Consider the following 21450-nt stretch of genomic DNA (forward strand, 5'->3'; position numbering starts at 1 on the left):
GGGCGAGATCGCGGGCTAGCATAGGCCCGGCCGTTTCGATTTGACTTTGCCAGTGGCAAAATCGAGCGTGTCATTCGTCTTCGGATACTCAGGCGGTGACGGATACTTTTTCGCTTCCTCGCTGATGATCGTGGTGACCGCCTGCATCTGCAGGAAGTTCGCTATGTGGTCTGCTGCCTTGGTCATGCGGCTAGCCCTCGTTCCTCGTTGGTCCTGATTGTCTCTGCGGCCTTGCTCTCGATCCGATGCAGGACCTTTGCGACGGCCTGCCGGGCGTCCGGGAATGGCGCTAAGGCCTTGACCAGTTCCACCCGCATCTCGACGTAGGCGGGCAGGACCAAGACGTTGTTGATGGTCGTGCTGCCGGTGGAGAGGTCGCCAAGCAGTTCGCCGGTCACTTCGAGATTGCGATGAAGCTGCCCCGCGACCCGCGCCACCATCGCGCTATCGCCGCACTCCTCTGCAACATCGAGGCTGGAGAACAACCGATTGCGCAGGGCTACTAGGTTCATCAAGAGCGACTGGCTCTCCGTCTCGCGGAGCCGGTCCAGGTCGACGCCTTCGATGCTTGGGCCTGCGATCAATCTGGCGCGGAGCTGCGGCGGCAGATGGTTCTTGGCGTGGCGATAGAGTGAGTCGATACCAAGCTTGTATCTGCGCTTCAGGGCGCGCACCGAGACGCCGCGCGCTAACGCCAGATCAATCGACGCATGTTCCCGGTGATTGCAGATCGAGCATTGCGTTGGGGTCCGCCGCTTCATTCTTGGCCGCAAATCCGCATGGCATCGAAACTTGATGCGCATATTTCGCGGAAAGGCTAAGGCGACATGCAAAGGTAAAGCAATGATATCAAGCGTTGGCGCGTCATTGGCCCCTTATAATTGATAAGTTGGCGATGTATTGGAGAGTGATTGGATCGTCTCAGAATGGCCCGGATCGCGGCATTGCGCATGCAACTGATTTGGCGCGGCGCAAAGATGGTCGAAGATCGCCGCGCTCATTCATTCGGCACGATCTGATTTTCGTCATACCGAACGCTTCGCTTGAACTATTCCCCTCGCTCATTCTCGATGACCTTGGCGATGTAGCGCTCAGGATACCGAATTGTCTCTCGCGCGGCGCACGTCAAGATTGTGTTGATCTGGTCGGCGCACCTATCAGCGTCGATGAACGCCATAAGGCGGGTAGCCATCTTCCAAGCTCGCTCGGCACCCATTCTCTCAATCAGTAGACTATACCCTCCCCTTCCTTCGGACAGCGCCACCAGTTCGTATTCGACGCGCACTGCCTTCGCATAGTACGCCCGACTTTCATCCCTGCCGATCATTCTGATTTCATCCAGATCAAGCACGTCGTGCGGATCAGGATTGTCTACCTGCCACTTCGACAACTCTTCGATGCGGCGGTGCCTGGATATGCAGCCGGCGATGTAGCGGTGTCTTCTGCGCTTGCTGTCGAGGCGCGCGCACTTGCGCAGGATGTTCCTTGCCCATTCGTCGAAGTCCTCTGGGTGAGCCTCTTTCATTTCTGCGAGCAGGCGCGGCCCTTCCTCTCCAAGTACATCGAATGCCCGCTGTCTCAGGGGCGATCTGTGAAGATTGCGCAGGAACCGATTTCTTCCTTCCCCGGATTGATCGAACCTAACCATCTTCATTTCCTCATGGCCCTGCCAACCGAAGGTAAATCGCGCGTAGCGCAATTTCTCTTTCAGAACGGCTTCGATAAGAACGGATTGACTCAAGAAGGATTAGCACCTGATTTTTAGGGGGGAGCATCGCGGATATTTAGGGGACAGCATCGCCGATTTTTCCTAGTTGCTTTCTCCAGCCCGCAGAATGATCCGATACGTGTTCGACCCTGTGAATTGATTGCCGCGCTTCAGCTTTCGTAGATGCCCTCGTTCAATCAACTGCGCCACACTTGATCGGATCGTGTCATGCGCAAGCTCAGTTCGCAGGTGCAGGCTCTCCTGCGACGGCCAGATGATCACCTTGCCGGTGCGGCGATATTCTTCCGCTGACTCTGCCATCGTCATGTAATCCGCCATGACGTATCCGATCTTGAAGGCCGCAGGCCGCAATCCGTTGTCGGCACAAACTTGGTCCCGCCAGATTGCCTTCACGGTGCGCAGAGGCATTCGCGCGGTCATTGGGGCAATCCTTTGATGATCGGCTCGAAGGCATCGGTGCCCTCGGGGCCTGCGTTTGGAATGATGCGCAGGTGTCCACGCGCGATGAGTTCCAAGACCCCACGCTCTGCCTCTGCTTCACTGATCCCACTGTCGCGCGCGATCTTGCGCGCGAGCCAGCGAGACTGCGGACGCAGTTCGACTCCCGATGGCATCAGCCGCCCCTAGCGACGTTTTGACTTGGGGTTCTTTTGATCCTGCCGGGTCTTCAGCCAAGTGAGGACCGCTTCGGGATCAAACCAGTTGCGCGCGCCGATGCGGATAAACGGCATGCCATCTGGCAGGCCGATCATCATTGACAGGCGGTAGGGACCGCATTGCAGGATTTTGCAAATGGCCTTGCTGTTCACCAACCGCCCATCGAACAGCTCCATTGGCTGATCCTTGACGCGAACGGGCGGCACGTTGCGCGCGGCCTTGTCTTTACGGTTTGCTACTTGAACTTTCTGTGCATCCACTGACGTCTCCTAAGCTTCATGCCTAAAAGACGTACCGACGGCATCGAGGTTTTCGGCTGTTGGAGGCCGAATGCGGCGCGTTTGGCATGGAAAGTAGAGGAAATCCGCCAAATAAATATTTTTGGCGAAATCTCTGAAATCGCAGAAAGCCCCGATTTAGCTGCGTTTCAGACCGCGCGCTTTGAATTGAACGATTTTGGCGCTTGGACCGCCTGCCATGACTGCGCCCAGACGCTCTACAGCATCTCTCTGCGCGTCGTCGAAGAGATGGGCGTAGCGCGCTGTCGTCGTGACCTGGGTATGGCCCAGTAGCTGTCCGATCAAAGGTAGGCTTGCGCCGCTGGATGCCAAAACGCTGGCCGCCGTGTGCCTCAGATCATGGATGCGGGCGGCATTCTTTCCGGTTCGGGGAATGCCAGCCTTCTTGCAGAGAGCGGCCCATGGCTTCTTCAGGTCGATTACGTGGCCGCTCTTGCCATCCTTCGCCGGGAAGACGAAGCCTTCCACTCTGCGCCGCCATTCTTCCAGTGCGGGTCGATCCTCCGGCGCGGCCTTACCAACTTCGACCTTCAGGCGTTTCAGATCGGCATCAGCTAGCGCCCGTCGTTTCGAAAGCAATGCGCGCGCCGGTGCTGCCAACGGAACGCGGTGTTCGCGCTTTTGTTTGGTGGCGTGACTCGGCTTGGTCCAGTTGCCCTCGGCCAGATCAACCTGGTCCCAAGTTGCCGAACGGGTTTCCCCGCGCCGGGCGCCGGTCAAGAGCAGCAGGCGGAACAGGTCAGCAATGTTCTGGTCGGGATGCCCGTTGAGGGCCTTCGTCAGCGATATGATTTCCACCTTCGTTAGGTAGCGGGTTCGCGCCTCTACCGGATTGCGCTTCACGCCCTTGGCCGGGTTCTTCTCGATCCACTCGGCATCAATGGCGAAGTTGAAAAGCTTGCTGCATAGCGCGAGGCAAAAGTTTGCCGAGGTCGGGGCGTCGCGATCCTTGATCGCGCGGTGAAGGCCCTCCACATCGGCTCGCTTGATATCTACGACTTTGCGCTTCCCAAACCGAGGAAGGATGTCGTTCTCCATCATGCGGGAATAGTCACTGCGCGTCGAAGCCCGAAGCTTGGGAAGATGCTCTTCCTTGAACCGCTCGCACAGGTCCGCCACCGTAGGCGCTTCCCTAGCGTCCTCTGCTTCTCGCGCCGGGTCGGCCCCGCGGTGCTTGATCGCGTCCTTTAGTTCAGCGGCTTTGGCCCGCGCGCCATTGGTGGTGTACTCCGGGAACTTTCCAATGGTGTAGATGCGCCGCCGCCCATTGGCGGTATAGTCCAGAACGAATGCGCGCGTTCCTGACGGCAGGACCCGCACGCCCAAGCCCCGGACCTTGTCGTCACGGAGAACACTCATGCCGGATTTTGGGGGTAGAAGCGCTCGGACGATCTGATCGGTCAGCATTCTCTTAGCCATGCTATCTCCTGCCTATATGCGAAATATGCGCAAAGCGAATGCAATGCGTTGGCGGGCAGATGATATGGCGACGATACGCGGAAGGGAATGAAATAGTAGCAGTATCAACTACTTACCGTAACAATTCGGCCAATAAGCCTTAGAAATCAATGCGTTGACTAACCCCGTAGAACTTTTTTGTAATCAGGGGGTCACAGGTTCGAGTCCTGTAGCCGGCACCATCTTTGTTGGCGGGCGGGCAAAGCAGCCGCCACGCCAACCCTACTTTGCCCGCCCGCGTCGCTATTACGAAACCTGATCCGTCTGCGTGATCCGGCGCGCGTGGCGCGCTTCTCCTGGAAACGGCGCCGCGAGCCAGCGCGCGACGGCGTCCTTGGCTTGATCGAACGTCAGAAACCGAAGGCCGAGGGAGAGCGCGTTTGCGTTATTGTGCTCGCGCGTCGACACGAGAATATCCAGATGTTTTCCGGACGCGTCCACTTGGCTGTTCCCGGGGTCACCATAGTAGAGCGCGCAGCGAACGCCTTTGAACCGGTTGGCCACGATCGCTTCGCCTTGTCCGGAAGCCCCGGCGACGATGGCACGGCTGTCTTTCCCCGCGGCGACGTCGTCCGAAAGTTTCCTGGCGGCAACGGCGATGATTCCGGGGTAGTCGTCCCGCGGATCGTTTACCAGGGCGCCGCAATCTTCGACGTCGCAATGGAGTTGGTCGCGGACATATTCGACAAGTTTATTCTTGATTTCAAATCCGGCATGATCCGAGGCGAAATACACTTTCATGGCGATATTCCAGCACCTTCAAGCCGGGAGTTTTTCACGGTTTTTGGATGAATTTCCAGGTGGCCATTATGCTGGCGAGCCAACGGCACTCGCCCGTCGGAGCAATGTGCCCAACGCTGTCGTTCCCGCGCAAGCGGGAACCCGGGCTCTATCCGGCGGCCCGCTGGATGCCCGCCGGCGCGGGCATGACAGCGAGCGGGTTTGTCGGATCGAACTTCGCTCTCAACATGCGGTTGACGTCCGCCGCCGGAGCGCGTTGCAGCGGCGCTTCCGCGCCGTGCGCGGGGCGCAGCGCCAGGACCGCTGCGAACAGGCCGGCGAAAACTGCGTAGCCGACGACTTCCAGCTTGGTGATCGAGCGCATGCGCAAACCCGCCTTTCGCGGTGAATGTCCAGCAATGAGATGGATTTTCAACGCGCCCGGCATGAATGTCTAGTTGAAAGATGGGGATTCCGTGGTAAGAGTGCCGCACGTGCAGGACGGAGAGGCGCTTGGATAAGGCGGCGTGGGAGCGGGGCAAGGAACGGCAGCCGGCGTCGCGGCGCGTGGCCTTCGCCGCGCTCGGCATTCCGCTTGCCGCGGATCGCGGTACGCCGTCCGCCCTCCCCCAACCATCTCTCGCACACACAGGAGAACGACATGGGCTTGCATGAGCAGATCAGCCGCAAGGGCGACGCGACGGGGCTGGCCCACCGGCCGGTCGCCGGACGGATCGGCGCCGAGATTCTCGGCGTCAAGCTGGGCGGGGACCTTGCGGCCGAGACCGTCGCCGCCATCCGCCAGGCGCTTCTGACCCACAAGGTCCTCTTCTTCCGCGAGCAGCAGCATCTCGACGATGCCGGGCAGGAGGCGTTCGGCAAGCTTCTCGGCAATCTCGTGCCGCATCCGACCGTGCCGAAGATCGAGGGCACGGAGAGCGCGCTGAACATCCTGTCCGACGGCACCTATGCCGCGAACCAGTGGCACACCGACGTGACCTTCGTGGACGCCTATCCGCTGGCCTCGATCCTGCGCGCGGTGATCCTGCCGTCCAGGGGCGGCGACACGGTGTGGGCGAACACCGCCGCGGCCTATGACCACCTGCCGGCGCCGCTGCGCGACCTGGCGGACAAGCTCTGGGCGGTGCACAGCAACGCCTATGACTATGCCGCGGCGCGGCCCGACGCCTCCGCCGACCGGCTGAAGCACCATGCCAACGTGTTCGCCTCGACGGTGTACGAGACCGAACATCCGCTGGTGCGCATCCATCCGGAGACCGGCGAGCGCACGCTGCTGCTCGGCAATTTCGCGCAGAAGATCGTCGGGCTGAACCGCGAGGATTCCGCGCGGCTGATCGCGATCTTCCAGGATCACATCACGCGGCTGGAGAACACGGTGCGCTGGCACTGGGCGCCGGGCGACGTGGCGATCTGGGACAACCGCGCGACGCAGCATTACGGCATCGGCGATTTCACCGAGAAGCGCGAACTGCATCGCGTGACGATCGACGGCGACGTGCCGCTCGGCGCCGACGGCCGCCACAGCCTGACGCGCCGCAAGGAAGTCCGGCGGCCGGACCTGAAGGTCGCGGCGGAATAGCGGAGGGGCCGGCGGAGGACATGGGGACCGTTCTGGCTTTTCCCGCGCCGGCGCGCCGCGCGCCGTACCGCCCGCCGCCCGGCATCAGGGCGCGCGGCACCTGGACCATTTGCCCGTGGAGCGAAGAGGTCTCGGACTACGACAAGCGCCACATTTCCACCTATGCGTGGCTGCTGCACGACGAGTCCGAGGGCGCGACGGAAGAGGAGCTGGCGCGGACGATCTTCGGGCTCGATCCCGGACATGCCTATGCGCGCGGCGTGGTGCGGTCGCATCTGAGGCGCGCCCATTGGGTCGCCGACACGCTGTTCCCGCTGCTGGACTGGTGATCAGGCGGCGCGCGGACGCTTGGCCTTGGCGCGCGCCTTGCCGGCCTTCTGCATCGCCAGGGCGCTGGCCAGCGTGGTGTGGTCGAGGATGTCCGACGCGGCGTCGCGCACCCGCCGCATGCTCTGGCGCACCAGGCAGCCCGCCTCGTCCTTGCAGTCGGCGCAGCGCCGATAGGCGGTGACGCTGGCGCAGGCGATCGGCGCCAGGGGCCCGTCGATGATCCGCACGATCTGGCCGAGCGTGATCTCGCTCGGCGGCTTGGCGAGCGCGTAGCCGCCATGCTGGCCGCGAACGGTGCGCACCAACCCGCTGCCGCGCAGCTCCAGGAGGATGAGATCGAGGAATTTCTTGGAGATGGTCTCCTGACGGGCGATGTCCCACGCCTGCAGCAGGGCGCCGGGTTCGAGCTTTGCGAGCGCGAACATCGCCTTGAATGCGTATTTTGCCTTGTTGGAAAGCATGTCAGCCCTTGCGCGCTATATAGAACGCCCCCGCCCGATCCGCAAGAACGCGCGGCAATGTCTAGCACATCGCTATCCGAATGGCGCTAGCCGGCCGATTCGGCCCGCAGCACGTCGAGGCGGAGCGGCAGTTGGGCGCCGAGCCACAGGCTGTGGGTCGCGTGGTCCTCGTAATCGTCGCCGGTCAGCGGATGGACCATGATGCTCAGCCCGTCGCGGTGCAGCATCAGAAAGGGCACGAGCCCGGCGAACGCTTCGGGCGCGAAGGCGACCTGGTACATCGCCGCGTCGTGCGGGCCGACCGGAACGTCGTGCCAGCGCCCGAGCACGACCGTGAAATCGCGGGCGATGGCGTCGCGCAGCCGCGCCGCCGCCGGCTTGGTCGCGGGCGTGTAGTAGACATGGGCGTGAAAGCCTTCGATCGGCGTCTGGGCGGAACCCATCGTCACTTGCGTCCCTTGGAAAGCGGGCCGCGAAGGACCCACGCCGCGATTGTCGCCGCCTTGCGGGTGAATGCAAGGCCGAGCCCGGACCAGGGGCGCGGCGGGCGGGCGGCGCGCCGGGCCTCGCAATCGCAGGCCGCCTCGATCTCGATCCCCGCGAGAAAAAGCGGCGAGCTTTTCAATTGCCAAGCGGCCACCATATGGCATTCCCCCGCACAGCCGGACAGGTCGCCACCCCATTCGCCATCGACGTTTCGCGGCATGTCGTCATCCTCGTCGCGGGACGGCCGGGAGAGTTCACAGGTCCGCCGGCCGTGGCACTGGACTTACTATATTAACTTGATAGACTAAAGGCGAATTCAATCGGATCGCAAGCCATGACGATCGGCGTTGGGAGCAGGCTGGACGCCGAATCGTACCCGCCGCGCGCCGAGCTCCTGCGCCTCATCCCGGGCGTGGAGCCGGCAACGCCGGCGCCGGCGGCGCTCCGGGTGATCGAGCAACTCGCGCATAACGGCCCAAGGCCCTCCGCCGATATCGAGGAGGTCCGGCGGCGCTATGAGGAAAGCCGGCGGCCGCTGCTCGCGCCGCTGGAAGATGTCGACCGGGTCTTCCAGGTCTTTCCGCGGATCGGGGACGGGCCTTCCCTGCGCATCATCCGGCCGAGGGGCGGCGCCGAGCGCGCGGCGTCTCCGGCGATCGTCTACCTGCATGGCGGCGGCTGGACGGTCGGCACGTTCGAAATCTATGAGCCGCTGTGCCGGCAGATCGCCAACGCCACGGACAGCGTCGTCATCTGGGTCCGCTACCGGCTGGCGCCCGAGCATCCCTTCCCGGCGGCGTTCGAGGACACCCGCAAGGCGCTGCGCTGGGTGCACGACAATCATCGCTGGCTGGGGGTTGATCCCACGCGCATCGGCATCGCCGGCGACAGCTCGGGCGGCAATCTGGCGGCGGCCGTGTGCCTCGCCGAACGCGACGCGCGGTCGGAGGTGCAGCCGCGCTTCCAGATTCTACTCTATCCGTGCCTCGACATGCGCGCCTCGATGCCGTCGCACAAGGCGTTCGCCGAGGGCTATCTGCTGACGTCCAAGCTCTATCGCTGGTATCGCGAGAATTACGTGCGCGATTTCGTCAAGCCGCAGCATTGGCGGCTGTCGCCGCTGTTCGCCTACGACCTGAGCGGCTTGCCGCCGGCGGTGGTGCTCTATGCGGGGTTCGATCCGTTGCGCGACGAGGCCGCCGCCTATGCCGGACGGCTGGGCTGCGCCGGCGTCGCGGTGGAGCAGCTCTACTTCCCCGACATGATCCACGGCTTCATGACCATGGGCGGCGCCATTCCCGCCGCCGGCGTCGCGGTGCGCCGCGTGGCGGACGCCCTGGCCCGCCTGCCGGTCGGCTGACGCCTTCTCAGAACGGCTCGGCCCAGGGGCGCAGATCGAGCTCCAGCGTCCAGGCGCTGCGGTGCTGGTGATGCAGCGTCCAATAGGCCTCGGCGATGGCGTCGATCTTGAGCAGCCCGTCGGGCCCGCGCTGGTCCTTGAGCTGCGGAACGCGGGACAGCAGGCGGTCGCCTTCGATGCCGCCGTCGATGACGACATGGCCGACATGGATGTTCTTGGGACCGTATTCGCGCGCGATGCTTTGCGCCGTCGCCCGGAGCGCCGCCTTGGCGGCGGCGAAGGGCGCGAAATTCGCCTTGCCGCGCAGGCTCCCCGAAGCGCCGGTGAAGATCAGCGTGCCGCCGCCCTGTTCCAGGAACACCGGAATCGCGGCCTGCGCGACGTGAAAGCCACCCAGCGCGTGCTCGCGCCAATGCTGCTCGAACTGCTCGGGCGCAACGTTCAGGAACGGCGCCGGATTGTTGCTGCCGGCATTGTGCACCACGACCCGCAGCGGCCCGAGCTGTTCGGCGGCGGCGACGAAACGCGCCGCATCGCCCGCCTTCGCCGCGTCGCCGACGATGGCGGCGACCTTGGTCCCGGATTCCTCCAGTTCCTTTTCCGTTTGCGCCAGCTTTTCGCGGTTCCGTCCGGCGATGGCGACGGAAAACCCGCCGGCCGCGAACCGGCGGGCGATGGCGGCACCGAGGCCGTGCGAGGCGCCGACGCCGACGACGAGGATGCTGGGTTGATCGGTCATGGGGAGCCGTCCGGTTCGAATGTCGCCGCCATCCTAGCGCCGGACGCGGCCGACAGCTCCCCCGTTTGCGCATGGGCCCCGCGCGCTTTGCTTACTTGTCTTTGTCTATTGATGAACTATAGTATTAACACGACAGGAGGACGGCATGAACATTCATCAGCTCGACTCGCTCGGCGGCGTCCGCGCCACGCTCAATTACCTGCTTCGCACCGACAAGAAGCCCTACAACTACACCTTCGATCCGCCGCCCGGCGTGCCGGCGCGCTACGGCGAGGTGAACGCGATCGACAACGTCCTGATCCGCGACGCGCGGCCGGCGGCGGACGCGCTCTCCCTCGACGAACAGGGCTTCGCGCTGCGCCGCCACGAGAGCGCGGTCGAGGACTTCTACGACGAGGACCAGATCCGCGACCGCTATTATCCGGAGATCGACGCGTTCCTGAAGCGCGAGACCGGCGGCGAGAAGGTCATTATCTTCGATCACACGATCCGCTCGCTGCCCAAATTCGAGGCCGGCATCGCCGGCATGCGCGAGCCGGTGCGGCGGGTCCACAACGACTACACCGAGCTGTCGGGGCGCCGGCGCGTCACCGACCATCTGGACGGCCCGGAGGCGGCGGCGCGGCTGCGCAACCGCTTCATCGAGGTCAATGTCTGGCGGCCGATCCGCGGCCCGCTGGAGGACACGCCGCTCGCCGTGCTCGACGCGCGGACGGTGGCGCCCGACGATCTCATCGCGAGCGATCTGATCTACAAGGACAAGGTCGGCGAGACCTATGCGGTGCAGTTCAATCCGAAGCACCGCTGGTATTATTTCCCGCGCATGCAGCGCGACGAGGTCATCCTCATCAAGGGCTTCGATTCCGATACGGCGATCCCGTCCCGCTTCACGCCGCATACCGGCTTCGACGATCCCACGGCGCCGCCGAACGCGCTGCCGCGCGAGAGCATCGAGGTGCGCGCCCTGGTGTTCTTCCCGCCCGCCGCATGAGCGGTGCCGTGGAGCTCGGCGAGTGTCAGGCCTATTGCGACGCCGGCCAGCCGGATCGGGCACCCCTGCCCGCTCCACGGCCGGCGGACCATGCGATCCGGCTGTGGAACGCCTGTCCGTGGAGCGACGCCGTCACCGCCTATGATCTGCGGAACGTCCATCTCTACAACGAGCTGCTGAACGCCGAAGCGCAAGGCGCCTCGCTGCGCGAGATGGCCAGCGCCCATTTCCGCATCGGCGTCGATGCGCATCCGGGTTGGGCGCTCCATGTCGTCAGCACGCATCTGGAACGCGCGCACTGGATGCAGGACAGCGAATTCGCCTATCTGGACCGGTGAACCGGCGCGCCCTGGGCCTTCGCCGCGGTCAAGAGGCCGGCGCAGTTGGCGTCCTTCGCCAATCCCGGATCGACGAAGGGCAGGATCGCGGCCGGCGGAAACAGGATGCCCAGCGCGATCGCGATGCCGCCCTGCAGCGCCAGGGGGCCGGCCTCGATGCCGGCATGGGGATGCGCCAGGGGGCCGTCGATCCGGATCGGGGCGCGCAGCCTGCCGATGCGAAATTCCTTGGGCTTGCCGGCCAGGGTCATGTCGAGGGTCTCGTCCCGAAGATCGATCGCGCCCTTGCCTTCGATGCGCACCGGATCGGTATCGAACACGAAATACGGGGACGTCATGACGCCGTTATGCGTCTCGAAATGCGCCACGGCGCAGCGCAAATTCGTGTTCTTGCGGCCGCCGATCAGGAGCGCGTCGAGCAGGTCGATGCCGGTCAGCTCGGCGAGCTTTTCGTTGAACCCGCCCCGGGGCATGACGAGCGTCACCGGCCCGTTCGCGCTCGCCGCGACCTTCTGCACGCTGTCGCCCGCGCCTTCGAGCCGGGCGCGCGCTTCGAGCAATCCGGTCGCCGCGGGCGCGCCGCCGCCGCCCAGGAATTGCTGGACCTTGATGTCGGTGACGCGGGCGTCGACGCTCGTCACCGGCACGGCGTTGCGCGCGTCGATGCGCAATGAGCCGCCGAGCTTGCCATAGGCGAACTGGAAGGACAGCGGCTTCAGCACCAGCACGGAATTGTTGAGCGCGATATGCGTATGCACGCCGCGCAGCGGGAAGTCGCGGCTGCGGATGGTCTGCGCGTCGTAGTCCACATCGGCGTCCATCTGGCGCAGGCGGTCGACATGCAGCGGCAGATCGGGCAGCAGACGGCCGGTGGCGATCGCGTCGCGCGACTTGCCGCCGAACAGCGCGCCGAGGTCCTTGAAGTCGAGCACCTTCGACGACGCCGCTCCGGACACCAGCGGCTTGGCGCCGGAGGCATCGACCTTCAGCGAGCCGCGCAGATCGGACGATCCGACCGTGCCGGAGAAGTCGCGGAACTGATAAAGCGCGCCGTCGCGCGTCAGCGTGCCCGACACGCGATAGGGGGCCGTCTGCGGCATGGCGAGGCCCGTCAGGTCGTAAAGATTCGACAGGTTCGCGCCGGAGATCGTCGTCGTGGCGGTGAATTCTCCGAGGTGGAAGGGATGGGTGACGGTGCCGTCGGCGACGATATGGGTGGCGCCGGCGCGGATATCGGCCTGAAAGCCATAGGGCTTGCTGAGATCGACGTTGATCAGCGGCCCGCCATGCACCTCAGCCATAAACGCGTTGCCGTTGAGCGTTCCGTTGCCCGTGAGCTGGAAGGCGCTGCCGCCGCCGCCGGCGGTCTCGCGTGACGAGACGGAGCCGGTAAACAGGAGCTTGCGCACGCGGTCGTCGATCCGGATATGGCCGTCCTGGACCAGGAAACGCTGGATCGGCGGGATGTTCCAGCCGGTATTGCCGCCGCCGAAATCCCAATTCGTCATGCCGTTGGCGCGGCGGACAACGACGATGTCCGGCCGGTCGAATTGCACCAAAGGCAGGATCGTGTGGCCGAACAGAAAAGGCAGAAGCCGCACGCTGAAGGCAAGATGCGCGATGTCGGCGGCCTGCCCGGCGCCGGCCCAGTCGGGGTTGGCGACCTTCAGGCCGGAAACCGAGACGCTGGGTGTGAAGCTGAAGAGATGGACGTCGAGATCGCCGTCGATGCGCACCGGCCGGTGCAGCCGCGCCGAGGCGTAGCGCGCCACCGGCCCGCGCATCGTGTTCCAGTCGAGGAAATACAGCCAGACGATCGCGGCGGCGAGCAGGGCGATGACGAGACCGGCGGCCCATAGCGCGATGCGCGGGCCCGTCCAGGGGCCCTGCCAGAGCGTGCGCCGTGCCCAGCGCCCCGCGCGCGCCAACGCGGCGCGGCCTTCCCGACCCGCCGCCTTCCAGCGCGAAGCCGTTGCCGGAACCATTGTCATTGCGAAAGCCTCCCCATCGAGAACGCTTTCGCGGCGTTTACGCTGCCCGCTGCAACATCCGGGGCCTCGCGCGCGTTGTTCCCGTATGCGGGGAACCGGACTTCTGACTTTTTGGCGCCTGATGCGCGACGGTGTCGAAGCCTTCATCGAAGACGGCGCGATGACGCGCGGCGCGGCCATCGCCTTCTATGGCGCGACCGCCATCGCGCCCACGCTGTACATCGCCGTGACGGTCGCGAGCCTGGGCTTCGGCCGGGACGCCGCCCGTACCGCCATCGTCCAGCACTTCGCCCAATTGATCGACCTCCAGAGCCAGAAGGTGCTGCTGCTCGCCATCCGCAACGCGCCCGGCACGTCGAACGGCCTCATCGGCAGCATCATCGGCGTCGTGACCCTGATCCTCACCGCCTCGGGCGTGTTCGGCGAGATGGAGGACGCGCTGAACGTCATCTGGCGGGCGCCGCGCAAGGGGCCGGTCCTGATGCGCCTGCTGCGCGGGCGGGCCGTCAGCCTGGCGCTCGTCGTCGGGCTCGGCTTTCTACTGCTGGTCTCGATGGTGTTCACCGCCGGGATCACGCTTCTGGGCAACTATATCGACGCGCACACGGCCTATAGCCGGCTCGCGCTGTCGCTGCTCAATCTCGGCATTTCGACGGTGCTGACCTCTTTGCTGTTCGCGGCGATCTACAAGGTCGTGCCGAACAAGGACCTCGAATGGCGCGATGTCGGCGTCGGCGCCGTCGGCACCGCGCTGCTGTTCCAGCTCGGGCAATTCCTGCTGGGCTATTATTTCGGCAGCACCGGCCTCGAGGCGCCCTATGGCGCCTGGGGCGGCCTGATCGTCATGCTGGTCTGGGTGTATTACTCCGCGCAGGTTTTCCTGCTGGGCGCCGAATTCACCAAGGCTTATGCCTGCCGCTTCGGCAGCCAGCAGGACATCGCCTGCCAGCCGGGGCCCCTGCCCTCGCCGATCGCGCGGGCGGCTTAAAGGTCGAGCACGTTGGCGTCGCGGTCGTAGGGCGCGGCCTTGAAGGCCTCGGCGGCGTGACGGGCGGCGGCCAGGTCGTCGGCGCTCAACTGGGTCTGCAGCGCTTCCAGCCGCGTCTTGGACTCCGCGTCGCCCTGCCGGCCGGCGACCGCGTACCATTTGTAGGCGTCGAGCAGGCTTTGCGGCACGCCCTCGCCGCGCTCGTACAAGACCGCGAGGTCGAACTCGGAATCGATGTAGCCGAAGCCGGCAGCGCGCGAGAACCAGCGCGCGGCCTCCGCCGAGTTCTTCGCCGTGCCGCGGCCCTGGGCATAGGCGATGGCGAGATCGTGCATCGCCTTGCGGTTGCCCTGCAGCGCCGACGCCTCGTACCAGTACAGCGCATGCGCCTCGTCGCGCGCCGTGCCGGTGCCGTTCGCATACAGCAGCGCCAGGCGATATTGCGCCACCGGCTGGCCGTGGATCGCCGCCAGCGTGATCCAGTGGAAGGCCTGGGCCGGATCCTTCCCGCCCAGATAGCGCAAGCCCACCGTCAATTCCGCCACCGCGTCGCCGGCTTCGGCGCGGGCGGTCAACCGGTCGAGCGGCGTTGCGGGCGCAACGGCGAGCGCGACGCGCGCGGGCGCCGCCGCGCGGTGCACGATGGCATCGCGCCGTCCGTCGCTCAGGCCCTTGCTGAAGGCGACGCCGGCGCCGGCCGCGAAGATGGTCAGCACGATGACGCTGCCGAGGAAATAGCGGGTCAGGCCGAAGCGGACCCGTGCCGACTTCTTTTCGGCCTTCGCGGCAGCCTCGGCCTCGGCGGCGGCAGTCGCGGCGGCGACGGATTTGCGGACCTCGGTCAAATAGGATTTCGGCGCTTCGCCCGGTGCGCCGGGCTCGTCGGCGGGCTTGGCTTCGTCTTGCGACGGCGCCGGCTCTTCCGGCGGCGTCTCGACCGGCGCGGCCTCGACGGCGGCCGGCACTTCCGCTTCGGCGCCGTGATTTTCGGCCAGCGCGGCGCGCGCCACGCTCTCGACGGTTTCGACGCGCAGCACCGCTTCGTTGAGGCTGGCGCGCAATTCGGCGGCGACGGTTTTGACCTTCGCCTCCGCCGCGTCGGCGCGCCCCTTCAATTCGGCGACGGTCGCCTGCAACGCCTTGATGGTCTCCTCGGCCGCGGCGGCGGCGGCGCGGGCGTTCTTCTCGACCTGCTCCTGGCGGGATTCCATGGCGGTCATCTGGCGCTCGAACACGCGCAGGCGCCGCTCGAGCCAGGCGTCGGGCGCCCGCGGCGCATCCTTGAGCTCGGTGTCCTCGACGAGCTTGGCGTCGAGCAGTTGCGCCAGCTCGCCGCGGCGCACCAGCCTTTGGCGCGGCGGCGCATCGCTCGGCGGCGCGGCCTCGACGGCCGCCGCTTCCGCCGCAACCCCGTCGACCGCGTTCGCTTCACCGTTTTGCATGGGCCGTCTCACCGATGACGGCGCCACAATGGCAGCGGCGTCTTACCAAAGCGGCAAGCAGATCGTTCGGTTTTGACTTATTGTTCAAGCAGTAGCGGTTCCATCGACGGAACTCGTCGCGCGTGCGCGGGCTCGAACGGAACTTGTTCGAAGGCGACGGCGCCGTTGCGATTTGGCACAGGACCTATTCGGCCGGGCTCGCGACAGCGGCCGGCAACGGACGCGGAGGGTTGACCACGCGCATCAGCGTGACGATCGCGGCGATGGTCAAAGCATAGGCCGCGAGCTGCAATCCGTCGGGCTGGTCGGTGTAGCCGATCAGCGTGTGCAGCAGGCGGCCGGCGATGCTGTCGTCGGACAGCAGCCAGGACGTGTCCCATAGCGGCATCATCCAGAATTGCAGATAGCCGGCGTTCTGCAGGAACAGCGCGGCCTGCGACGCCATGCCGGCGGCCAGAAGCGTGATCAGCCAGCCCGTCACCGCGAAGAGCCGATGCGCCGGGATGGTGAGCAGCCCGAAATACATCAGCCCCGACACCGCCGCGCCGGCGCCAAGGCCGAGCGTGCCGCCCAGCAACATCGAGCTCATCGAGGTGCCGCCCTGCGCCGCGATGCCGTAGAGGAACAGCACGACCTCCGAGCCTTCGCGCAGCACCGCCACGCCGACCACGATCGCCATCGCCGTCAGCGTGCGCTTGCCGGCCGACACTTCGGCGCCCATGACGCGCATCTCGCGCGCCATCTGCCTACCGTGCCCCGCCATCCAGACATTGTGCCAGGTGAGCATCGCGACGGCGATGAGCAGCACCGAGGCGTTGAACACTTCCTGTCCGCTGCCCTCGAACAGCGCCGCGAGCTCGCCGGCGAACGCCGCGACCAGGCAGGCGCCGAGAATGCCGCCGCCGATTCCGGCGCAAACCCACAGCCCGCGCCGCGCCACGCCCTGCGTCGCGGCCAGCACGATGCCGACGATCAGGCCGGCCTCGATGACCTCGCGGAACACGATGATGAGACTGGACAGCATCGCCTACTCCGCGATCACGACGCCCTGCGCCGTCTCGGAATGATATTCGCCCATGAAGGGATAGCGCCCCGGCGCCAGCGGCCGCAGCCGCACATTGCCCGAACTGTGCCCGGCCACGACCTTCTCGACCTTGAGCGAGCTCGAGTCGAATTCCTCGGCCGCGTCGTCATTGTTGGTGAGCGCGATGACGGTCGGCACGCCGGCCTTCACATGGATGGTCGCCGGCGTGAAGCGATGGTTCTGCAGCGACACCGCGATCGGCTCGTCGGCGAACGCCGGTGTGGCCAGAAGCGCCAGGGTTGCACCCAGGATCAGGACAGGTTTCGACATGACGCTTTCCATAAGACGGCGCGACTGTAATCGCAACTCATTCGCAGGTATAGCGCCGGGGCGCCGCAGTTGGTTAACCACCGGTTGAAAACAACATAGTTGCTCAACCAATGCCTCCCGACAAATGATTCGCCGACGCGTGTCGGGTTTGGCGTGTGTTCCCCCATCGCGGCCGCGTGGCCGTCGGCGTTCCACGTCTGCGCGACAGGCACTTCCATGACACGGGAAGACGTCCGGGCGTTGCCGCGACCTGCGCTCGGCGCAGGCGCACAGACATGCGCCGCCGGCGATGTGACGGACGCAATCGCCGAGCAACTGGCCGACGAGGCCGCCAACGGGCTGGCGCGCGCGATGCCGGAACTGTCGGCCCATGTCGTGATCACGCGGGCGCAGATCGCCGTGCTGCTTTTCGTCTTCGCCGCCGGCGCCGTCTTCGCGGCGTCGGCGCCGCGGGCGGCATGGACGGCGCTCGTCACGGCCCTGTCCCTCGCCTTCGTCGCCGGCACGGTGTTCCGCGCCGGCCTCGCCACGATCGCGGCGCGGCCGCGCGGCGAAGCGGCGGCGACGGGCGACGCGCTGCCGGTCTACACGATCCTGGTGCCGCTGTTCCGCGAGGCCAATGTGCTGCCGCGCCTGGCCCGCGCGCTGCTGCTGATCGATTATCCGCGCGACAGGCTCGACATCAAGATCATCGTCGAGGCGGATGACGGCGAGACGGCGCGGGCCGCCGCGATGCTCGAAGGCCGCGGTCCGTTCGAGATCGTGCGCGTGCCGCACGGCCATCCGCGCACCAAGCCGCGCGCCTGCAACTATGCCCTGAACTTCGCGCGCGGCGAGTTCACCGTCATCTACGACGCCGAGGACCGGCCCGAGCGCGACCAGTTGCGCAAGGCGGTCGCCGCGTTCCGCGCGCGGACGGCGGACATCGCCTGCCTGCAGGCGCGGCTCAATTTCTACAACGCCAAGGACAATGTGCTGACGCGTCTTTTCGCGCTGGATTACGCGGTCTGGTACGAGGTGATGCTGCCGGCGCTCGACCGGCTGGGCGTGCCGATGCCGCTGGGCGGCACCTCCAACCATTTCCGCACCTCGGTGCTGCGCGCGCTGGGCGGCTGGGACCCGTTCAACGTGACCGAGGACGCCGATCTCGGCATCCGCATCGCGCAGCTCGGCATGCGGGTGTCGATGATCGATTCGACGACCTTCGAGGAGGCGCCCACGCTTCTCGGCGTCTGGTTTCGCCAGCGCTCGCGCTGGATGAAGGGCTATATGCAGACTTGGCTGGTGCATACCAGGCGGCCCTTCGCGCTGGTGCGGCGGGCCGGGCTCGGCGGTTTCGCGGCATTCCACCTGTTCATCGGCGGCTCGGTCGCGGCCTCGCTCGCCTCGCCGCTGCTGTGGCTGGTGTTCCTGCTGTCGCTGGCGTTCGGGCAAGGCGACGGCGCGGGGCTGTCGCTGGCCGCGCTGGCCGGCGGCAATCTGCTGCTCACCGTCCTCGCCATGGCGAGCCCGATCCGGCGCGGCTGGCAGGACCTGTCGCCCTATGGGCTCGGCATGACGCTCTATTGGGCGATGATCTCCTTCGCCGCCTGGCGCGGCCTCGGCCAATTGATCCGCCGGCCGTTCTACTGGGAGAAGACGGCGCACGGACTGAGCCGGCAAGCGCGATGAGGCTGGCGCGGGGCGTCGCGGCGGCGGTGCTGGCGATCCCGCTGTCGGTCGCGGCGGCGCAGGCCGGCGCCTGGACGCTGAAGCGGGGACACTGGCAGGTGTTCACCGCGATGACGCAGAGCAGCGCGGGGCTGGCCTTCGACCGCCACGGCCGCGCCGACATTGTGACGGGCTTCAACAAGCTGCTGGTGCAGAACTGCATCGAATACGGCCTGACCGACTATCTGACGCTGTTCGCGACGCCCGACTATGTGCTGGCGCATGTACGGCCAACGGCGCTGGCGGCGGCGCGGGTCCGCAACTCCTCGTTCGAGGGCGGGGCGCGGCTGTTGCTCGACGGCCGCCACGGCAAGCTGTCGCTACAGGGCTCGTACAAGACGGCGGGCGCGTTCGATCTTTCGGTCTCGGCGGCCGACCGCGCTTCGGGCCGGCAGATCGAGCTTCGCCTGCTCTATGGCACGAGCTTCAAGTTGTTGGGGCGTGACGGGTTCATCGATCTGCAAGCCGGGCAGCGCTGGATCGCCTCGCCCCGGCCCAACGAGACGCCGGTCGATCTCACCGCCGGACTGTGGATCACCCCGAACTGGATGGTGATGGCGCAGAGCTTCAACATCGTGAGCGCCGGCGATGCGCGGCCGCCCTATACCTATTACCGCAGCCACAAGATCGAGGTCTCGCTGGTGCAGAAGCTGTCACGGCACTGGTCGCTGCAGGTGGGCGCGTTCTATTCGCCAGCCGGACAGAACGCACTGGTCGAACGCGGCGTGCAGGTGTCGCTGTGGACGCAGGATTGAGCCCTACTCCGCCGCCTGTTTGAATTCCAGCGCGTCGAAACGCGCCGCCAGCGACTGGCCGTTGGGCTTGGTCTTCAGGCGATCCAGGATGTAGTCGCGCGACTGGCCGCGGCCGTGGTCCGAGGCCGTCACGACGTGCCATTCGATCATCTGCTCCCACACCGGGTCGATCAGCGACGCGCCGGACATCGTCCCGCTATCGACCGTCCTGATCGTCAGGCTGCGCAGCTCGGAGATCACCGTGGCGAGATAGGCGACGTGGATCGCCTCATCGGCGCGGATGCGCTCGACGAGGTCGGCGGCGTGGTCGGCGGCCGGGCGACGGTCGGTGAAATTGGCCGGATCGCGCATGATGCCCTGGCAGAAGGCGAAGAAACTCTCCGCCTTCACCTCGATCATCAGCACGTTCATCAGCAGCAGGATCCAGTCCTCGTATTCCTTCGCGATCCGCGGCATGCGTCGTCCGGTTTCCGGACGGCTGATGCTCGCGGGCACTTGCGGGATGGGATAGGCGTTCTTGCCGAACAGCGCGTCGCGCACCGCGAACCACATGTCGTCATGGCCGCCGACGCCGAGCGACTTGGTGCCGCCCTCGTCATAGCCGTGCGCCGCGAGCAGGCCCTTGTTGAGATGGCCGAGCGCGGTCTCGCCGATCGGCTCGGCGACGATCGCCTGGAAGTTTGGCGCCACGGCCTGGGCCAGCATGCCGCCGCGCGCCTCGATGATGCCGGTGATGGTCAGCGAATTCCACAGCGTCTCGCCGAAGCCGTGGCCGAGGAGGAATTTCTGCTGCTCGACCGTCGGATAGGGTCCGCGCTTGAGCAGGCGCAGCGAGGCGTCGATCACCGGAAAGCCGCGGACGGCGAGCTGCGCGCCCCATGCCTTCACGGCCGGCCAGCGGTTCAGCGTGCGCGGCGAGATATAGGCGCCCTCGGCGTCGAAGCCGCCATGCAGGCGATAGCCGGCTTCGACCTGCGGCCGGGCATAGGCGTGGTCGGCCATGATCTCGTCGCGCGTGTAGCTGAGCTGGACCATGGAATTCCTCCGTAGACGGACCGTCGAGCGCGATCCTTGCGCTGATAGTTTGTCAGGTCCGCCGCCCTGTCAACGCCAGGGGTTACGCGGCGTACACCTTCCGGACATCGAAGACCGCAACAAAACGTCAATCGGTTGAAGGTCTTGCAACGCCCTGGGGACACTTTCGCGACCGGCGGGGGCGAGCCTTGCGAGGCGCGGAGGGCCGTACCCGGCATCCGCCCAACCCCAAGGAGTACAGCATGAAACGGAGAATCGTATTCGCGGTCGCGTTCGGGGCCGCGATCGGCCTGGGCATCGGCGCCGCGCTGGCCAGCGAGCCGGGCTTGGCTTTGGGCCCCCCTCATCCTGCCGTCTCCTCAACTTCGGCGGAGTCCGAGGCCTAAGGCTTCAGCGCCTTCACCAGGAAGCGCGTCAGGTTGTCCAGCACTTCGGCGCGGGGGCGCTGGCTGCGGGCGCCTTCGCTGGCGGTCTGGTGGATCGCGCCGAGAATCGCCTGGCCGACGATCTCGGGATTGTAGGTGGTGCAGGCATGGCCGGTGCGCTGCGCCTCGCGCACGAGGTCGCCCCAGTCCAGGCCCCAGCGCACCAGGAGCGGCGTCGCCTGCGCGCCTTCGGCGTCGATCACCAGCTCGTCGGTCATCGCGGCCGCGAGCACGCCGGGATGCTCGGCGGAATATTCGTAGACCGCCTTCAGGTTCGCGGCGATCGTGTTCTCCAGCGTCGGCGATTTGGGCTCGCGCTGCTTCATGTAGTCGTGCAGCTCCTCGCGCGCGTCGTCCACGAAGGCGAGGAAGCAGGCCTTCTTGTCGGGATAGTGCAGGTAGAAGGTGCCATGGCCCAGCCCCGCCTCGCGCGCGATGTCCTGCGGCCGGGTGGCGTGATAGCCGCGCTCGACGAACAGCTTGCGCGCGGCGCGCTTCAGCTTGGCGAGGCTTTCGGGCTTGCGCCGTATCGGGCGGGTATCGGAGGCCGCGTTGGCCGCAGTCGCGTGATCCATGGCGCGA

Annotated in this window: 28 protein-coding genes; 9 read left to right on the plus strand and 19 right to left on the minus strand. The window is 66.0% G+C overall.

Annotation, left to right across the window (positions count from 1 at the left end; translation table 11 throughout):
- Window positions 1-15: 15 nt before the first annotated feature.
- The 9 genes from WDM86_18810 to WDM86_18850 form a co-directional block, all read right to left on the minus strand.
- Entirely contained in the window at window positions 16-186 is a 171-nt protein-coding gene (locus tag WDM86_18810; protein ID MEI9992074.1) for a hypothetical protein, read from the minus strand.
- Entirely contained in the window at window positions 183-761 is a 579-nt protein-coding gene (locus tag WDM86_18815; GenBank protein MEI9992075.1) for a hypothetical protein, read from the minus strand. Before WDM86_18815 ends, WDM86_18810 begins: the two co-directional genes overlap by 4 nt.
- A gap of 287 nt (window positions 762-1048) precedes the next feature.
- Complete coding sequence (locus WDM86_18820; protein MEI9992076.1) at window positions 1049-1741, minus strand: hypothetical protein; 693 nt, start codon at window positions 1739-1741, stop codon at window positions 1049-1051.
- Window positions 1742-1810: 69 nt separating this feature from the next.
- Window positions 1811-2149, minus strand: a complete 339-nt coding sequence (locus tag WDM86_18825) for a hypothetical protein (GenBank protein MEI9992077.1) — start codon at window positions 2147-2149, stop codon at window positions 1811-1813.
- Window positions 2146-2343 carry a hypothetical protein gene (locus WDM86_18830; protein ID MEI9992078.1) on the minus strand — a complete coding sequence of 66 codons (198 nt, stop codon included), beginning with the start codon at window positions 2341-2343 and terminating at the stop codon, window positions 2146-2148. The genes WDM86_18825 and WDM86_18830 overlap by 4 nt, the downstream gene beginning before the upstream one ends.
- A gap of 9 nt (window positions 2344-2352) precedes the next feature.
- Window positions 2353-2646 carry a hypothetical protein gene (locus WDM86_18835; GenBank protein MEI9992079.1) on the minus strand — a complete coding sequence of 98 codons (294 nt, stop codon included), beginning with the start codon at window positions 2644-2646 and terminating at the stop codon, window positions 2353-2355.
- A 156-nt stretch (window positions 2647-2802) separates the two neighbouring features.
- Window positions 2803-4092, minus strand: a complete 1290-nt coding sequence (locus WDM86_18840; protein MEI9992080.1) for a tyrosine-type recombinase/integrase — start codon at window positions 4090-4092, stop codon at window positions 2803-2805.
- A 297-nt stretch (window positions 4093-4389) separates the two neighbouring features.
- A complete protein-coding gene (locus tag WDM86_18845; GenBank protein ID MEI9992081.1) occupies window positions 4390-4884 on the minus strand; it encodes an RpiB/LacA/LacB family sugar-phosphate isomerase in 495 nt (164 codons plus the stop codon).
- Window positions 4885-5032: 148 nt separating this feature from the next.
- On the minus strand, window positions 5033-5248 hold the full coding sequence (locus WDM86_18850) for a hypothetical protein (protein MEI9992082.1): 216 nt from the start codon (window positions 5246-5248) through the stop codon (window positions 5033-5035).
- A 276-nt stretch (window positions 5249-5524) separates the two neighbouring features.
- Here WDM86_18850 and WDM86_18855 point away from each other — a divergent pair, with 276 nt between their 5' ends.
- Both WDM86_18855 and WDM86_18860 read left to right on the plus strand, forming a co-directional pair.
- The gene (locus WDM86_18855) at window positions 5525-6463 is read left to right on the plus strand and encodes a TauD/TfdA family dioxygenase (GenBank protein MEI9992083.1); all 939 of its coding nucleotides are present in this window, start codon (window positions 5525-5527) and stop codon (window positions 6461-6463) included.
- Window positions 6464-6483: 20 nt separating this feature from the next.
- Complete coding sequence (locus WDM86_18860; protein ID MEI9992084.1) at window positions 6484-6792, plus strand: hypothetical protein; 309 nt, start codon at window positions 6484-6486, stop codon at window positions 6790-6792.
- On the opposite strand, the gene WDM86_18865 is transcribed toward WDM86_18860, so the two are convergent.
- From WDM86_18865 to WDM86_18875, 3 genes are all read right to left on the minus strand, one after another.
- Window positions 6793-7254 carry an Rrf2 family transcriptional regulator gene (locus WDM86_18865; GenBank protein ID MEI9992085.1) on the minus strand — a complete coding sequence of 154 codons (462 nt, stop codon included), beginning with the start codon at window positions 7252-7254 and terminating at the stop codon, window positions 6793-6795.
- 86 nt (window positions 7255-7340) lie between these two features.
- On the minus strand, window positions 7341-7697 hold the full coding sequence (locus WDM86_18870; GenBank protein ID MEI9992086.1) for a DOPA 4,5-dioxygenase family protein: 357 nt from the start codon (window positions 7695-7697) through the stop codon (window positions 7341-7343).
- A 2-nt stretch (window positions 7698-7699) separates the two neighbouring features.
- Window positions 7700-7960 (minus strand): hypothetical protein, encoded by a 261-nt coding sequence (locus WDM86_18875; protein MEI9992087.1) that lies wholly within the window; start codon window positions 7958-7960, stop codon window positions 7700-7702.
- A 114-nt stretch (window positions 7961-8074) separates the two neighbouring features.
- Between WDM86_18875 and WDM86_18880 the strand changes: the two genes are divergently transcribed.
- Window positions 8075-9100: an alpha/beta hydrolase gene (locus tag WDM86_18880; protein ID MEI9992088.1), complete on the plus strand. Its 1026-nt coding sequence runs from the start codon at window positions 8075-8077 to the stop codon at window positions 9098-9100.
- A gap of 7 nt (window positions 9101-9107) precedes the next feature.
- Here WDM86_18880 and WDM86_18885 read toward each other — a convergent pair whose 3' ends face one another.
- Window positions 9108-9839 carry an SDR family NAD(P)-dependent oxidoreductase gene (locus WDM86_18885; protein MEI9992089.1) on the minus strand — a complete coding sequence of 244 codons (732 nt, stop codon included), beginning with the start codon at window positions 9837-9839 and terminating at the stop codon, window positions 9108-9110.
- Window positions 9840-9984: 145 nt separating this feature from the next.
- Between WDM86_18885 and WDM86_18890 the strand changes: the two genes are divergently transcribed.
- Both WDM86_18890 and WDM86_18895 read left to right on the plus strand, forming a co-directional pair.
- Entirely contained in the window at window positions 9985-10830 is an 846-nt protein-coding gene (locus WDM86_18890) for a CmcJ/NvfI family oxidoreductase (protein ID MEI9992090.1), read from the plus strand.
- Entirely contained in the window at window positions 10827-11168 is a 342-nt protein-coding gene (locus tag WDM86_18895; GenBank protein ID MEI9992091.1) for a hypothetical protein, read from the plus strand. Before WDM86_18890 ends, WDM86_18895 begins: the two co-directional genes overlap by 4 nt.
- Here WDM86_18895 and WDM86_18900 read toward each other — a convergent pair.
- A complete protein-coding gene (locus WDM86_18900) occupies window positions 11153-13159 on the minus strand; it encodes an AsmA family protein (GenBank protein MEI9992092.1) in 2007 nt (668 codons plus the stop codon). The two genes, WDM86_18895 and WDM86_18900, sit on opposite strands and share 16 nt — an antisense overlap.
- 121 nt (window positions 13160-13280) lie before the next feature.
- Here WDM86_18900 and WDM86_18905 point away from each other — a divergent pair, with 121 nt between their 5' ends.
- On the plus strand, window positions 13281-14147 hold the full coding sequence (locus WDM86_18905) for a YihY/virulence factor BrkB family protein (GenBank protein MEI9992093.1): 867 nt from the start codon (window positions 13281-13283) through the stop codon (window positions 14145-14147).
- Here the strand turns inward: WDM86_18905 and WDM86_18910 are convergent.
- The 3 genes from WDM86_18910 to WDM86_18920 form a co-directional block, all read right to left on the minus strand.
- Window positions 14144-15589 carry a tetratricopeptide repeat protein gene (locus WDM86_18910; protein ID MEI9992094.1) on the minus strand — a complete coding sequence of 482 codons (1446 nt, stop codon included), beginning with the start codon at window positions 15587-15589 and terminating at the stop codon, window positions 14144-14146. The two genes, WDM86_18905 and WDM86_18910, sit on opposite strands and share 4 nt — an antisense overlap.
- A 184-nt stretch (window positions 15590-15773) precedes the next feature.
- The gene (locus tag WDM86_18915; protein ID MEI9992095.1) at window positions 15774-16613 is read right to left on the minus strand and encodes an FTR1 family protein; all 840 of its coding nucleotides are present in this window, start codon (window positions 16611-16613) and stop codon (window positions 15774-15776) included.
- Between the two features lie 3 nt (window positions 16614-16616).
- Window positions 16617-16943 carry a cupredoxin domain-containing protein gene (locus WDM86_18920; protein ID MEI9992096.1) on the minus strand — a complete coding sequence of 109 codons (327 nt, stop codon included), beginning with the start codon at window positions 16941-16943 and terminating at the stop codon, window positions 16617-16619.
- 291 nt (window positions 16944-17234) lie between these two features.
- On the opposite strand from WDM86_18920, the gene WDM86_18925 reads away from it, so the two are divergent.
- Both WDM86_18925 and WDM86_18930 read left to right on the plus strand, forming a co-directional pair.
- Window positions 17235-18614 carry a glycosyltransferase gene (locus tag WDM86_18925; protein MEI9992097.1) on the plus strand — a complete coding sequence of 460 codons (1380 nt, stop codon included), beginning with the start codon at window positions 17235-17237 and terminating at the stop codon, window positions 18612-18614.
- Window positions 18611-19408: a hypothetical protein gene (locus WDM86_18930; protein ID MEI9992098.1), complete on the plus strand. Its 798-nt coding sequence runs from the start codon at window positions 18611-18613 to the stop codon at window positions 19406-19408. The genes WDM86_18925 and WDM86_18930 overlap by 4 nt, the downstream gene beginning before the upstream one ends.
- 3 nt (window positions 19409-19411) lie before the next feature.
- On the opposite strand, the gene WDM86_18935 is transcribed toward WDM86_18930, so the two are convergent.
- Window positions 19412-20443 (minus strand): hypothetical protein, encoded by a 1032-nt coding sequence (locus tag WDM86_18935; GenBank protein ID MEI9992099.1) that lies wholly within the window; start codon window positions 20441-20443, stop codon window positions 19412-19414.
- Between the two features lie 242 nt (window positions 20444-20685).
- On the opposite strand from WDM86_18935, the gene WDM86_18940 reads away from it, so the two are divergent.
- Window positions 20686-20829 (plus strand): hypothetical protein, encoded by a 144-nt coding sequence (locus WDM86_18940; protein ID MEI9992100.1) that lies wholly within the window; start codon window positions 20686-20688, stop codon window positions 20827-20829.
- Here WDM86_18940 and WDM86_18945 read toward each other — a convergent pair.
- A complete protein-coding gene (locus WDM86_18945; GenBank protein MEI9992101.1) occupies window positions 20826-21443 on the minus strand; it encodes a TetR/AcrR family transcriptional regulator in 618 nt (205 codons plus the stop codon). The two genes, WDM86_18940 and WDM86_18945, sit on opposite strands and share 4 nt — an antisense overlap.
- Window positions 21444-21450 lie beyond the last annotated feature (7 nt).

Origin of the sequence: Rhizomicrobium sp. (assembly GCA_037200045.1) — a bacterium.
In the GTDB taxonomy this organism is placed as follows: domain Bacteria; phylum Pseudomonadota; class Alphaproteobacteria; order Micropepsales; family Micropepsaceae; genus Rhizomicrobium.

Excerpts from the sequence above, each read along its gene's own strand:
- WDM86_18810 (MEI9992074.1), bottom strand. The coding sequence starts at position 186 with ATGACCAAGGCAGCAGACCACATAGCGAACTTCCTGCAGATGCAGGCG.
- WDM86_18815 (MEI9992075.1), bottom strand. The coding sequence starts at position 761 with ATGAAGCGGCGGACCCCAACGCAATGCTCGATCTGCAATCACCGGGAA.
- WDM86_18825 (MEI9992077.1), bottom strand. The coding sequence starts at position 2,149 with ATGACCGCGCGAATGCCTCTGCGCACCGTGAAGGCAATCTGGCGGGAC.
- WDM86_18830 (MEI9992078.1), bottom strand. The coding sequence starts at position 2,343 with ATGCCATCGGGAGTCGAACTGCGTCCGCAGTCTCGCTGGCTCGCGCGC.
- WDM86_18840 (MEI9992080.1), bottom strand. The coding sequence starts at position 4,092 with ATGCTGACCGATCAGATCGTCCGAGCGCTTCTACCCCCAAAATCCGGC.
- WDM86_18845 (MEI9992081.1), bottom strand. The coding sequence starts at position 4,884 with ATGAAAGTGTATTTCGCCTCGGATCATGCCGGATTTGAAATCAAGAAT.
- WDM86_18850 (MEI9992082.1), bottom strand. The coding sequence starts at position 5,248 with ATGCGCTCGATCACCAAGCTGGAAGTCGTCGGCTACGCAGTTTTCGCC.
- WDM86_18855 (MEI9992083.1), top strand. The coding sequence starts at position 5,525 with ATGGGCTTGCATGAGCAGATCAGCCGCAAGGGCGACGCGACGGGGCTG.
- WDM86_18860 (MEI9992084.1), top strand. The coding sequence starts at position 6,484 with ATGGGGACCGTTCTGGCTTTTCCCGCGCCGGCGCGCCGCGCGCCGTAC.
- WDM86_18865 (MEI9992085.1), bottom strand. The coding sequence starts at position 7,254 with ATGCTTTCCAACAAGGCAAAATACGCATTCAAGGCGATGTTCGCGCTC.
- WDM86_18870 (MEI9992086.1), bottom strand. The coding sequence starts at position 7,697 with ATGGGTTCCGCCCAGACGCCGATCGAAGGCTTTCACGCCCATGTCTAC.
- WDM86_18875 (MEI9992087.1), bottom strand. The coding sequence starts at position 7,960 with ATGCCGCGAAACGTCGATGGCGAATGGGGTGGCGACCTGTCCGGCTGT.
- WDM86_18880 (MEI9992088.1), top strand. The coding sequence starts at position 8,075 with ATGACGATCGGCGTTGGGAGCAGGCTGGACGCCGAATCGTACCCGCCG.
- WDM86_18885 (MEI9992089.1), bottom strand. The coding sequence starts at position 9,839 with ATGACCGATCAACCCAGCATCCTCGTCGTCGGCGTCGGCGCCTCGCAC.
- WDM86_18890 (MEI9992090.1), top strand. The coding sequence starts at position 9,985 with ATGAACATTCATCAGCTCGACTCGCTCGGCGGCGTCCGCGCCACGCTC.
- WDM86_18895 (MEI9992091.1), top strand. The coding sequence starts at position 10,827 with ATGAGCGGTGCCGTGGAGCTCGGCGAGTGTCAGGCCTATTGCGACGCC.
- WDM86_18900 (MEI9992092.1), bottom strand. The coding sequence starts at position 13,159 with ATGACAATGGTTCCGGCAACGGCTTCGCGCTGGAAGGCGGCGGGTCGG.
- WDM86_18905 (MEI9992093.1), top strand. The coding sequence starts at position 13,281 with ATGCGCGACGGTGTCGAAGCCTTCATCGAAGACGGCGCGATGACGCGC.
- WDM86_18910 (MEI9992094.1), bottom strand. The coding sequence starts at position 15,589 with ATGCAAAACGGTGAAGCGAACGCGGTCGACGGGGTTGCGGCGGAAGCG.
- WDM86_18915 (MEI9992095.1), bottom strand. The coding sequence starts at position 16,613 with ATGCTGTCCAGTCTCATCATCGTGTTCCGCGAGGTCATCGAGGCCGGC.
- WDM86_18920 (MEI9992096.1), bottom strand. The coding sequence starts at position 16,943 with ATGTCGAAACCTGTCCTGATCCTGGGTGCAACCCTGGCGCTTCTGGCC.
- WDM86_18930 (MEI9992098.1), top strand. The coding sequence starts at position 18,611 with ATGAGGCTGGCGCGGGGCGTCGCGGCGGCGGTGCTGGCGATCCCGCTG.
- WDM86_18935 (MEI9992099.1), bottom strand. The coding sequence starts at position 20,443 with ATGGTCCAGCTCAGCTACACGCGCGACGAGATCATGGCCGACCACGCC.
- WDM86_18940 (MEI9992100.1), top strand. The coding sequence starts at position 20,686 with ATGAAACGGAGAATCGTATTCGCGGTCGCGTTCGGGGCCGCGATCGGC.
- WDM86_18945 (MEI9992101.1), bottom strand. The coding sequence starts at position 21,443 with ATGGATCACGCGACTGCGGCCAACGCGGCCTCCGATACCCGCCCGATA.